A 12,145-nucleotide genomic window follows, 5' to 3' on the forward strand; every position below is an offset into this window, starting at 1 on the left:
GGCGGGGTGAATACCGAAGGCGCCGGCGTCGGAGCCGGCCGTCTCGGGCAGGGCGACCTCGGCGAAGACGTCGTCGCCCTGGCGCCAAGCGGCGCGCAAGCCCTGGAACACGGGGCCGTAGGCGAAGCCCGTTTCGGCAAGGCGGTCGTAGAAGCCGTCGAGCTCCAGCGGCTGCGCGTCCGCGGGGGGCCATGCGGTGGCGTCGAAGTCGGCGTGCTGCTCGCCGGAGGCCAGGATGCCCGCGGCGTGCTGGGTCCAGGGCTGCTCCTCGGCACCGTCGGGACGGGAGTGCAGGCTCAGGGTGCGGCGGCCGGACTCGTCGGGGCTGCCGACCCATACCTGAACCTGGACGCCGCCCTGCTCGGGCAGGATCAGCGGTGCGGCCAGGGTGAGCTCCTCCACCCGGTCGCAGCCGACCTCGTCGCCGGCGCGAATGGCCAGCTCCAGGAAGGCGGTGGCCGGGAGCAGTACCGCGCCGCGCACGGCGTGCTCGGCGAGCCAGGGGTGGGTCTGCACCGAGAGCCGACCGGTCAGCAGCAGTCCGTCGGAATTGGCCAGGGACACGGCCGCTGCGAGCAGCGGGTGGTGGGCGGCGCCCAGTCCGGCGGCACGGACGTCACCGGCCTGGGTGAGCACGCCCTTGGGCCAGAAGCGGCGCCGTTGGAAGGCGTAGGTCGGCAGGTCGACGTGCTGTGCTCCGGTGCCGGAGAAGTACTGCTCCCACTGGAGGGGCACCCCGCGGACGTGCAGGCCCGCAGCGGCGGCCGTGATCGTGTCGGTCTCCGGGCGTCCCGGGCGCAGCAGGGGCAGCGCCACAGCGCTTTCATGGGCGGTGCCGTCGGTGTCGTCCAGGCAGGCGCGGGTCATGGCGGACAGGACGCCGTCGGGGCCGATTTCGAGGAAAGTGGTGGTGCCGTGGCCGGCCAGCCAGTCGATGGCGTCCGCGAACCGGACGGCCTGGCGGGCGTGGTCCACCCAGTAGTCGGCGGAGGTCAGCTGCTCGACCGTGGCGAGGGTGCCGGTCAGAGTCGACACGACCGGGATGACGGGCGCCTGCGGCGTCAGGCCCGCCACCACGGCCCGGAACTCCTCGAGCATGGGTGCCATGAGCGGGGAGTGGAAGGCATGGGAGACGCGCAGCCGCTTGGCCTTGCGGCCGAGGCCGGTGAAGTGTTCCTCGATGGCGGCGACCTCATCGGCGTCACCGGCGACGACGACGGCCTCCGCACCGTTGACGGCCGCGATCGAGACGCGGTCGGCGCGGGCCTCCAGCAGGGGAAGGACCTCTGCCTCGGTCGCCTGGAGCGAGACCATCGCGCCGCCGACGGGCAGCGCCTGCATCAGGCGGCCTCGGGCGACGACCAGCGCGGCGGCGTCGGCCAGGGAGAACACGCCGGCCACATGCGCGGCGGCGATCTCACCGATCGAGTGTCCGGCGAGGAAGTCGGGCTTGACGCCCCATGAGGCGACCAGCCGGTAGAGCGCGACCTCGATCGCGAACAGGGCAGGCTGTGCGTAGCCGGTCTCGTTCAGCAGCGCCGCTTCCGGCGAGCCCTCGGCGGCGAACAGCACGTCCTTGAGGGGCCGGTCGAGGCCGGGGTCCAGGTGGGCCAGGACCTCGTCGAGAGCATGGGCGAACACGGGGAAACGGGCGTGGAGCTCGCGGCCCATGCCCAGTCGCTGGGAGCCCTGGCCGGCGAACAGGAAGGCCAGCTTGGACCTGCCCTGTGTGGTGCCCTGCACGAGGGCCGGGTAGGGGTCGCCGGCGGCCAGTGCGGTGAGGCCCGCGAGGGCGCCGTCGCGGTCGGCGGCTGTCACGGCCGCACGGTGTTCGAGGCCGGAGCGGGTCGTCGCGAGGGAGAAGGCCACGTCCACGGGGGCGAGCGCGGGACGGGACTCCATGAAGTCCAGCAGGCGTGCCGCCTGGGCGCGCAGGGCCTCACGGGTGCGCCCGGAGACGAGCCAGGGCATGGTCCCGGCGTCGATGGGCAGCGCTGCCGGCGCGGGCTCGGCGTCGGTGCCGTTCTCGGGAGCTTCCGGGGCCTCGGCCTCGGCGGGCGGGGCCTCCTCCAGGATCGTGTGGGCGTTGGTGCCGCTGAGCCCGAAGGAGGAGATGCCCGCGCGGCGCGGTTCCGGCCGCTGCGGCCACGGGGCCGGCTCGGTGAGCAGGCGTACGGCTCCCGCGGTCCAGTCGACGTGCGTGGAGGGCTCGTCGACGTGCAGCGTCTTGGGCAGCATGCCGTGCCGCATCGCCATGACCATTTTGATGACGCCGGCCATGCCGGCCGCCGCCTGGGTGTGGCTGATGTTGGACTTTACCGACCCCAGGAGCAGGGGGCGGTCCTCGGGACGGTTGCGGCCGTAGGTGGCGAGCAGCGCCTGGGCCTCGACCGGGTCACCGAGGGTCGTGCCGGTGCCGTGGGCTTCCACGACGTCGATCTCGTCTGCAGAAAGGCGGGCGTTGACCAGCGCCTGCTCGATCACCCGCTGCTGCGAGGGTCCGTTGGGGGCGGTCAGGCCGTTGGACGCGCCGTCCTGGTTGACGGCGGAGCCACGCACCACGGCCAGGATCCGGTGTCCGTTACGGCGGGCCTCCGACAGTCTTTCCAGTACGAGGACGCCCACGCCCTCGGACCAGCCGGTGCCGTTGGCGGAGTCGGCGAACGAGCGGCAGTGGCCGTCGGCCGCCAGGCCGCCCTGGCGGCTGAACTCCACGAAGGTGGTGGGGCTGGACATCACCGTGACGCCCGCGGCGAGAGCCAGCGAGCACTCTCCGGCGCGCAGGGAGTGTGCGGCCAGGTGGAGTGCCACGAGTGAGGACGAACAGGCGGTGTCGACGGTCACCGCGGGGCCCACGGCGCCGAAGAAGTACGACAGCCGGCCCGAGAGGATGCTGGTGGCGTTGCCGGTCAGGGTGAAGCCCTGGACGTCGTCGTCGGGGCCCACGCGGTAGTCCTGGGGCATGGCCCCGACGAACACACCGGTCTTGGTGCCGCGGACGGCGGCAGGGTCGATGCCGGCGCGCTCGAATGCCTCCCAGGAGGACTCCAGGAGGACGCGCTGCTGGGGGTCCATGGACAGCGCCTCGCGCGGCGAGATCCCGAAGAAGCCGGCGTCGAACTCGGCGGCGTCGTGCAGGAAGCCACCGGAGAAGGTCTCGTCGGTGCCCAGTTCCCAGCCACGGTCGTCGGGGAAGCCGGTGATGCCGTCCTCACCGTTGGCCAGCATGGTCCAGAGCTCTTCCGGGCTGGTCACGCCTCCCGGGAAGCGGCAGCTCATGCCCACGATCGCGATCGGCTCGCTGGCGGCCGTCTCGAGCTCGCTGACCCGCTGCCGGGAACGCCGCAGGTCGGCGCTCGCCCGCTTGAGGTAGTCCCGGAGCTTCTGTTCCTTGTCCATATCAACTCAACCCATCTGAAGACCGGCGGACAGCGGAGGATTCGATGTGGACATCCGGTACTCGGGACGGCTGTCGTCCGGTCACTGCGCCGAAGCGGACGCGGACCGCGATTGCCCTGCTCGTATTCCCGCACGCCATGGGCTCAGTGTCGGCGGGCACGGTCATGAAAATCCCTAGTGTCGGATGGGCGCGGACGGGGTGCGGAGGTCTTTCACAGAAGCCTCGCGGTGCGGCAGGATGAGGCGGCAGACGATCACCGGCCGCAAGGAGATGTCAGGTGTCATGCGCGTAGGGCTGTTTGTCACCTGCGTCAACGACACGCTCTATCCGGGCACGGGCCGGGCGGTCGTCTCCCTGCTGGAACGGCTGGGTGTGGAGGTCGATTTCCCGGCGGCGCAGAGCTGCTGCGGACAGCCCTTGTTCAACACCGGATACCGGCACCGGACCGAGGCGCTGATGCTTCGCCATGCCGCCGCCTTCCGGGGCTACGACCACATCGTCACCCCGTCGGCCTCCTGCGCCGCCATGGTGCGCGACGCCTACCCGAGGATCGCGGCCCGCGCCGCCACAGAGAACCGTCCGCGGCGGGAGTCGGAGGAGCTGGCCGAGGCGGCCGCGAGCGTCGGTCCCCGCACCTACGAGCTGACCGAGTTCCTGGTGGACGTCCTGGGGGTGAGCGACGTCGGCGCCTTCTTCCCGCACACCGTGACCTATCACCCCACCTGTCATGGGCTGCGCGTCCTCGGTCTGGGCGACCGTCCACGACGGCTGCTGGAGCACGTCAAGGGACTCCAGCTGCGGGAGCTGGCGGGCGCCGAGGAGTGCTGTGGCTTCGGCGGCACCTTCGCCGTCAAGAACCCGGCCGTCTCCGCGGCGATGGGCGCGGACAAGACCCGTGCCATCGAGGAGTCCGGCGCGCGTGCGGTCTGCGCGGTCGACAACTCCTGTCTGCTGCACATCGGCGGCACCCTCACCCGGGAGGGATCCTCCGTTCGCCCGGTCCACATCGCGGAGATCCTGGCCAGCACAGAGGGGAACGTCCTGTGAGCCGCACGTACCTGGGCATGCCGGCCTTTCCCCGGGCCGCCGCCGACTCGTCCCGCGACGCCACCCTGCGGGCCAACCTCCGCCACGCCACGCACACCATCCGCGCCAAGCGGGCCCGTGCTGTCGCCGAACTGAGCGACTGGGAACAGCTGCGCGCCGCCGGAGCCGCCGTCAAGGACCGCACGCTGCGCCACCTCGACCACTACCTCCTGCAGCTGGAGGAGAACGTCACCCGTGCCGGGGGCACCGTCCACTGGGCGGCGGACGCGGCCGAGGCGAACCGCATCGTCACCCGGCTCGTCCAGGCCACCGGCGAGCGCGAGGTCGTCAAGGTCAAGTCCATGGCCACCCAGGAGACCGGTCTCAACGCCGCGCTCGAGGAGGCGGGCATCCGGGCCTACGAGACCGACCTCGCCGAACTCATCGTTCAGCTCGGCGACGACCTGCCCTCCCACATCCTGGTCCCCGCCATCCACCGCGGCCGCACGGAGATCCGCGACATCTTCCGCGACCGGATGGCCGACTGGGGGCGCCCCGCCCCGCATGGGCTCACCGACCGCCCCGCCGACCTCGCCGAGGCCGCACGGCTGCACCTTCGCGAGAAGTTCCTGCGGGCCGCCGTCGGCGTGTCCGGAGCCAACTTCATGGTCGCCGAGACTGGCACGCTCGTCGTCGTCGAGTCCGAGGGCAACGGCCGGATGTGCCTCACCCTCCCCGACACGCTGATCTCCGTCGTCGGCATCGAGAAGACCGTGCCGACCTGGCGGGATCTGGAGATCTACCTTCAACTGCTTCCCCGTTCCTCGACTGCCGAACGTATGAACCCGTACACGTCGATGTGGACCGGCACCGCCGACGAGGACGGGCCGCGCGCCTTCCACCTGGTGCTGCTGGACAACGGCCGCACCGACACCCTGGCCGACGAGGTCGGACGTCAGGCGTTGCGTTGCATTCGCTGCTCGGCCTGCCTCAACGTCTGTCCCGTCTACGAGCGGGCCGGCGGCCACGCCTACGGCTCGCCCTATCCGGGCCCGATCGGCGCGATCCTCACGCCACAGCTGCGTGGCCTCGCCTCTCCTCTCGAGGAATCCCTGCCGTTCGCCTCCTCCTTGTGCGGTGCCTGCTACGAGGCGTGTCCTGTCGCCATCGACATCCCGGAGGTCCTGATCCACCTGCGCGAGCGGGTCGTTGAGGGCGGCGAGGTGACGGTCCGCGGTACGCGCACCGTCATCAGGCCGGCGAAGGGCCACACGTTCGAGCGCGCCATGATGCGTACCGCGGGCTGGGTCCTCGACCATCCCGCGGCGCTGCGTCGTGGTCAGCGCCTCGCGGCCCGTGCCCGGCGCTTGCGGCCCCGGCGGCTGCCGGGCCCGGGCCGGGCCTGGTCGGACACCCGTGAGCTGCCGGAGATTCCCCCCGAGTCGTTCCGGGACTGGTGGGCCCGGACCCGAGGCGGTGACGCATGACCGCCGCCGCGGGCCCCGGTGGCCTGAGCCCGAACCCCTCCAGGGAGCGGATCCTGGGCCGGATCCGGCGCGCCCTGTCCGACGTGCCGCCCTACGAACGCCCGCGTGACCATCCCGTGCCACGGGACTATCGGCGCACGCACGGGCAGCGGACCGCCGCCGAGTCCGTCGCCCTGCTGGCCGACAACCTCACCGACTACCGCGCGACCGTGCACCGGACGGACGCCGACGGGCTGCCGGCTCTCCTGGCCGAGCTGCTCCGACGGCGCGGCGCCCGTCGCGTGGTCGTGCCGGTCGGTCTGCCGAGCGGTTGGCTCGCGCAGGCGCCGGTGGAGCTCGTGCGCGACTCCGCCTCGCTGTCGCCCCATGACCTGGATGCCATGGACAGCGTGGTCACCGGCTGTGCGCTGGCCATCGCCGAGACCGGCACGCTGGTGCTCGACGCGGGCCCGGACCAGGGGCGCCGGCGTATCACGCTCGTACCCGACCACCATCTGTGCGTGGTGCGCGTCGCGGACCAAGTGGTGGACTCGGTACCGCAGGCTCTGGGAAGACTGACCCCGACCCGGCCCCTGACCTGGATCTCCGGCCCGTCCGCGACCAGCGACATCGAGTTGGACCGGGTCGAGGGCGTACACGGGCCGCGTGCGCTCGACGTCGTCCTGCTCATGTGATCCCCCGTGGTTTCCATGAACGTCAGGCTACGGGCGGGACGTTCGTCGTGCGGCGCGCTATCCACAGGCCCGGTCATATGATCCTCACGCTGGGAGGAAGTGTTGGAACCGCCACTGCGCGGCGTCACGGTCGTCGCTCTCGAACAGGCCGTCGCCGCTCCCTTCGCCACCCGCCAGCTCGCGGATCTCGGCGCGCGAGTCATCAAGATCGAGCGCCCCGGGCGCGGGGACTTCGCCCGGGACTACGACCGCCGCGTCAAGGGCCTCTCCGCCTACTTCGTCTGGATCAACCGGGGTAAGGAGAGCGTCGCCCTCGACCTCAAGGCCGGCGCCGACCGCTCGTTGCTGGACCGGCTCCTCGCCCGTGCCGACGTGTTCATCCAGAACCTCGGCCCGGGCGCGGCCGGCCGGCTCGGCCTCGGCGCCGACGCCCTGCGCGCCCGGCATCCGCGCCTGATCACCTGCGACGTGTCCGGCTACGGCACGGAGGGGCCGTACCGGGACAAGAAGGCATACGACCTGCTGGTGCAGTGCGAGACCGGGCTGCTCTCGATCACAGGCAGTGCCGGTTCCCCGGCACGGCCGGGCATCTCCATCGCCGACATCGCCGGTGGGATGTACGCCTATACCGGCATTCTCACCGCCCTCTACGAACGCGAACGCACCGGCGAGGGATCGGCGCTGTCCGTCTCGCTCTTCGACGCCCTCGCGGAGTGGATGGGGCACCCCTATTTCGCCCAGGCCTACGGCGGAGCGCCCATCGCCCCCAGCGGCGCCCGCCACCCGTCCATCTCCCCCTACGGGCCCTACCGGTGCGGTGATGGCGCGCGCGTGTTCCTCAGCGTGCAGAACGACCGTGAATGGACAGCCCTGTGCGAACAGGTCCTCAGGCTCCCCGCCTTGGTGCGCGACCCTCGCTTCGCCGACAACCCCCTGCGTCACACCCATGACGACGATCTGACCGACGTCATAGAGAAACGCTTCGCCCGCCATACGGCGGACGGGGTCCTCGCCCTGCTCGAAGGCGCGGGCATCGCGCACGCCCGCCTGCGGACGGTGGCGGAATTCACCGATCACCCGCAGTTGACGGCGCGTGGCCGCTGGCGGGAGTTCGACTCCCCGGCCGGTCCGCTGCGCGGTCTGCTGCCGCCGGTGGAGGTGGCCGGGCGGGAGGCCGCCATGGGTGCGGTGCCCGCGCTCGGCGAGCACACAGCGGCGATCCGCGCGGAGTTCCCTCCGCCAGGCACATCCGGCGACGACTAGGGGCCCCCAACACCCCGACTGCACAGGCTACCGCCGTGCCGCAGGCCGTCGATCTCGGCGGCCTGCGAACCGTCGCCGGAGTGGGCCGAGCGGGTTAGCCACTCGGCCCAGCGGTGGAGCGGCGCCTTCTTCAGACCTTGGCCGTGAGGTACGTATCGCGCCGCACCAGCGAGGCGTAGCGCCCGTCGTCCGCGAGGAGCTCCTGATGCGTACCGCGCTCGGCGATACGGCCGCCGTCGAGGACGATGATCTGGTCGGCATGACGGACCGTGGAGAGCCGGTGCGCGATGGTGATCGTCGTCCGGCCGGCGGACAGCGCGTCGATGGCCTGCTGGACGGCGTGCTCGGTATGGGTGTCCAGAGCACTGGTCGCCTCGTCCAGGATGAGGACGGGCGGGTCCCGCAGGATGGTGCGCGCGATGGCCAGGCGCTGCTTCTCGCCGCCGGAGAAGCGGTAGCCGCGCTCGCCGACGAGAGTGTCATAGCCCTCGGGCAGCGAGGTGATGTAGTCGTGGATCTGGGCCGCTTCCGCCGCCTGCCGGATCTCCTCGTCCGTGGCGTCGGGCTTGGCGAAGCGGAGGTTGTCGGCGACGGAGGCGTGGAAGAGGTACGTCTCCTGGGAGACGACGCCCACCGCGCGGGCGAGGGTGTCGAAGTCGAGGTCACGGACGTCGACGCCGTCGAGCAGGACCCGCCCGCCGGTGACGTCGTACAGCCGGGGCACGAGATAGCTCAGGGTGCTCTTGCCGGAGCCGGTGGGGCCGACCACCGCCAGGCTGCCACCAGCCGGGACGGCGACGTCGATGCCGTTGAGCGCCGTGCTGGTGGGGTCGTAGGAGAAGGAGACGTTCTCGAAGCGGACTTCGCCTCTGATCTTCTCCAGCCGTACCGGCTCCGCGGGCTCGGTGATCTCCACCGGCAGATCGAGGTACTCGAAGATGCGCTGGAAGAGTGCGACGGAGGTCTGCATCTGCACGCCGGTGGAGAGCAGGCCGACCGTCGGCCGGAAGAGCCCCTGCTGGAGCGAGACGAAGGCCACCAGCGTGCCGAGGGAGATGGCGGGGCCGCCTGTCTGCAGGGCGAGGCCGGCGGCCCAGTAGATGAGCGCGGGCATGGCGGCCATGACGATGCCGATGGTGGACATCCGCCACCGTCCGGCCATGCTCGCCCGCACTTCGAGGGCGACCAGACGGTCGGACTCCCCGGCGAACGTCTGCGTCAGCGAGTCAGAGCGGCCCATGGTGCGGCCGAGCAGGATGCCGCTGACCGACAGCGATTCGGTGACCATGGCGGCCATGGACGCCATCTGCTTCTGGCGTTTGACCGTGATCTTTCTGCGCTCGTCGCCCACCCGGCGGCTGACCCAGACGAACACCGGCAGCAGCAGGAGCGTGACGACGGTCAGCCGCCAGTCCAGGGCCACCATGGCGATGACCGTGGCGATGACGCTGGTGAGGTTGGAGACCAGTGACGTGGCGGTGGAGGTCACGGTGGCCTGCATCCCGCCGATGTCGTTGGCGATGCGCGATTGCACCTCGCCGGTGCGGGTGCGGGTGAAGAAGGCGAGCGGCATGCTCTGGAGCCGGCCGTAGACGGCGGTGCGCAGGTCGTGCATCACCCGCTGGCCGACGGTGGTGGAGATCAGGGTCTGCAGGACGCCGAAGACGCTGTTGACGACGGCGGCCGCGATCATTCCCAGAGCCAGCAGGCTGAGCAGGCCGGTACGGCCGTGGGGGATGGCGTCGTCGAGGACCTCGCGCAGCATGAACGGTGAGGCGACCGTGACGAGGGAGGAGGCGGCGACGAGCAGCCCCACGAGGGCCAGCCTGCCGCGGTAGGGGCGGAAGAGACGGAGGATGCGCCGCACCTGTGCGGGCTGTTCCGGGTCCCGGGGAGGTGGTGTCCAGTCGAGTTCGTCGTGAGGCATGGGCTCCTTCAGCGAAGTCCGGTTTCGAATACGGAGAGGTGCGACAAGCGCAAGAGACGCTGAGAACACTGACTGAACAGAGCATAGCTCACTGTTACCTATACTCACAATGGAGGTAGTCCTGATAGAATGCGATCATGACGGCCCCCGACACGTCCGGTCAGCTCGCCGAGCAACTGCTGAGGCTGACTCGCAGGCTCCATCGCGCGCAGAAGCGCTATCTGGACCCGGTCGGCATCACGCCCGCCCAGTCGCGGCTGCTGCGCACCGTCGCGCACTACGAGACCCCGCCGCGGATGGCGGATCTGGCCCGGCATCTGGAGGTCGTGCCGCGGGCGGTCACCACGCTGGTCGACGCCCTGGAGACCAACGGCGCGGTGCGCCGGGTGCCGGATCAGTCCAATCGCCGGGTGATCCGCATAGAGCTAACCGACCAGGGCCGCATGACGCTCAAGGCCCTGCGTGACGCCCGGCGGGCCGCCGTGGAGGACATCCTCGCCCCTCTCCGCCCCGAACAGCGCGAGGTGCTCGGCGGCCTGCTGAACGAACTGCTGGCGGGCCCGGACCGCGGCGCGCCCTGAGGGCGGCGCCCAGCGATCGCGGACCCGCCGCGTGCGGGTTTCAGCAGCGCCGGCTGTCCTGCGTCAGCTCGCCCTGGGCCGTGGCCAGGGTGCGGTCGTAGCAGACCCCCGGACCGTACAGGCGGTAGCGCTCGCTGGAGACGCCCGTCGCATGACGCTGGTCGCGCGGCACGTTCTGGTTGTACGCCGCGTCGCCCCGGTAGGTGTCGTCCAGGCGTGACCAGCCGACGCGCTGTCCGGCGCGCAGCGTGACACTGTCCACGGCGTCCCCCATGGTCATGACCGTGCGCAGACGGTCGCCGGAGCCGACCGACGTCTCACCGTCCATGGTGTACACCCGGTGGGAGCGGGTCGTGACCGCCGGGCCGCGGCCGTCCACCGTGACCGTCTCGTCGTCGGTCCAGCGGGCCTTGAGCGCGTCCAGCGACTCGCCGTCCCCCGTCCACCGGTGTGTGGAGGTCCCGGCCAGCTTCCGGGTGACGGTCGTGGCGACGCGCCCGTGCGAGGTGTCGATGTAGCCCCCGACAGTGAGGGAGTTCCCGCCCTCGGACTTCAGCCGGCGCTCGGTGCCGGGCTCGTACGCGACGGTGTTGGCCGGTTCGCCCTGTCGGTGGGTGGTGACCGCGCCGGTGACCCGTTCCGACTTGCCGTCCTGCCACACCAGGATGTTGGTGGGTGTGCTCCAGCCGCTCTGCCCCTGGGGGACGCCGGCGACCGAGATCGTGATCTTGTGGGGCTTGCCGTCGTTCAACTGCCCGGCGAAGGGCGTGAGGTCGTACTCCACGGGCCGGACGTCGAACGCACGCGGACCCGGAATCACGTACCAGAGGAAGGGGTTCGACCAGCCGCCGGTCCAGACGGTCGGGAAGGGCGCCGCGATGCCGGCGAGCCGGCCGTCGACCGAGACACGCACCTCACGATAGGGGCCGTCCTTGGCCTTGCAGGGGTACGGCGCCGCGTCCGGGACGGTGAGGTACCAGAACTCCTCGCATCCGCCGCCCGAACCGGTGGCGTAGACCTCGGCGACGATCCGTTCGCTGTTGCGCGGCGTGGTCAGCCGCCCCTCGTAGACCGCGCCGTCGTGGTGTGCGCCCTCCAGGGTGAGGACCTGGTCGGGGGTCTGGGCTGGCTTGACCCGGCCCTCGGCCTTGTAGAAGGTCAGCGTCGCCTTGACCTTGATGACGCCGGTGTAGGTCTCGTTCACGGTATTGCCGATGAGCATCTCGACGGGTTGTGCGCTGCGCAGGGTGGGGGCGTACCGGGTGACGTCCTTCTCCACGTTCCAGGTGATGCCCTCGGGTGAGGGTTCCGGCGTCGAGGTGCGGAGCACTTCGACGCCGCCTATGTGCAGATACCCCAGACGGTCGTACTGCCGCCCGGCCACGGCGCCTTCGAGGCGCAGAACGACCTTGTTCCAGCGGTCTCCGCAGCCCTTGGGCGGCAGGTAGGTGCTCTTGTAGGGCGTGTAGTCGCGGAACTCGGTCTCGGCGACGGTCACTTTGCACGAGGTCGTGCCGGGTGTGGCCACCGGTGGTCCGGCGGTGATGGGGTCGTGCCAGTCGGTCCCGAATTCGGTGGGCGCCGCGGCCACGGCTGGGCTGATGCCCAGCAACAGGCCTACGGTCGCGGCGCACAGCGCGAGAAACAGTCGTCTCATGGGGCAGGAGTGAAGCGCTTCACCGAAGGGCGCACCAGTACTCGTCTGGCCTGATCCACCGCCCCGGCGGAAAACCAGTTGTAACCGGAGTACTGCGGGCGCGAGCCTTGCACAGCCCCCACCCACCCCC

8 protein-coding genes (1 of these 8 cut by a window edge) are annotated in these 12,145 nt (G+C 71.0%); 5 read left to right on the top strand and 3 right to left on the bottom strand.

Going from position 1 to position 12,145, the window contains the following annotated elements; all coding sequences use genetic code 11:
* On the bottom strand, positions 1-3,399 hold the 5' portion of the coding sequence (locus ABZ956_RS29410) for a type I polyketide synthase (RefSeq protein ID WP_361900151.1). It extends 25,164 nt beyond the left edge of the window; only the first 3,399 of its 28,563 coding nucleotides appear in the window; its start codon is at positions 3,397-3,399; the stop codon falls past the left edge of the window.
* 283 nt (positions 3,400-3,682) lie between these two features.
* Here ABZ956_RS29410 and ABZ956_RS29415 point away from each other — a divergent pair, with 283 nt between their 5' ends.
* The 4 genes from ABZ956_RS29415 (at position 3,683) to ABZ956_RS29430 (ending at position 7,850) form a co-directional block, all read left to right on the top strand.
* Entirely contained in the window at positions 3,683-4,447 is a 765-nt protein-coding gene (locus ABZ956_RS29415) for a (Fe-S)-binding protein (RefSeq protein ID WP_361900154.1), read from the top strand.
* Positions 4,444-5,913 (top strand): lactate utilization protein B, encoded by a 1,470-nt coding sequence (locus ABZ956_RS29420; RefSeq protein WP_361900157.1) that lies wholly within the window; start codon positions 4,444-4,446, stop codon positions 5,911-5,913. The genes ABZ956_RS29415 and ABZ956_RS29420 overlap by 4 nt, the downstream gene beginning before the upstream one ends.
* Positions 5,910-6,587, top strand: a complete 678-nt coding sequence (locus ABZ956_RS29425) for an LUD domain-containing protein (protein ID WP_361900160.1) — start codon at positions 5,910-5,912, stop codon at positions 6,585-6,587. Before ABZ956_RS29420 ends, ABZ956_RS29425 begins: the two co-directional genes overlap by 4 nt.
* Before the next feature lie 99 nt (positions 6,588-6,686).
* Entirely contained in the window at positions 6,687-7,850 is a 1,164-nt protein-coding gene (locus tag ABZ956_RS29430) for a CaiB/BaiF CoA-transferase family protein (RefSeq protein ID WP_361900162.1), read from the top strand.
* Positions 7,851-7,980: 130 nt separating this feature from the next.
* Here ABZ956_RS29430 and ABZ956_RS29435 read toward each other — a convergent pair whose 3' ends face one another.
* Positions 7,981-9,777 carry an ABC transporter ATP-binding protein gene (locus ABZ956_RS29435; protein WP_361900165.1) on the bottom strand — a complete coding sequence of 599 codons (1,797 nt, stop codon included), beginning with the start codon at positions 9,775-9,777 and terminating at the stop codon, positions 7,981-7,983.
* A gap of 137 nt (positions 9,778-9,914) precedes the next feature.
* Between ABZ956_RS29435 and ABZ956_RS29440 the strand changes: the two genes are divergently transcribed.
* Positions 9,915-10,358 (top strand): MarR family transcriptional regulator, encoded by a 444-nt coding sequence (locus ABZ956_RS29440; protein ID WP_361900168.1) that lies wholly within the window; start codon positions 9,915-9,917, stop codon positions 10,356-10,358.
* Between the two features lie 40 nt (positions 10,359-10,398).
* Here ABZ956_RS29440 and ABZ956_RS29445 read toward each other — a convergent pair whose 3' ends face one another.
* Positions 10,399-12,015 carry a peptide-N4-asparagine amidase gene (locus tag ABZ956_RS29445; RefSeq protein ID WP_361900171.1) on the bottom strand — a complete coding sequence of 539 codons (1,617 nt, stop codon included), beginning with the start codon at positions 12,013-12,015 and terminating at the stop codon, positions 10,399-10,401.
* Positions 12,016-12,145: the final 130 nt, after the last annotated feature.

Source organism: Streptomyces sp. NPDC046261 (assembly GCF_040646235.1).
Taxonomy (GTDB): domain Bacteria; phylum Actinomycetota; class Actinomycetes; order Streptomycetales; family Streptomycetaceae; genus Streptomyces.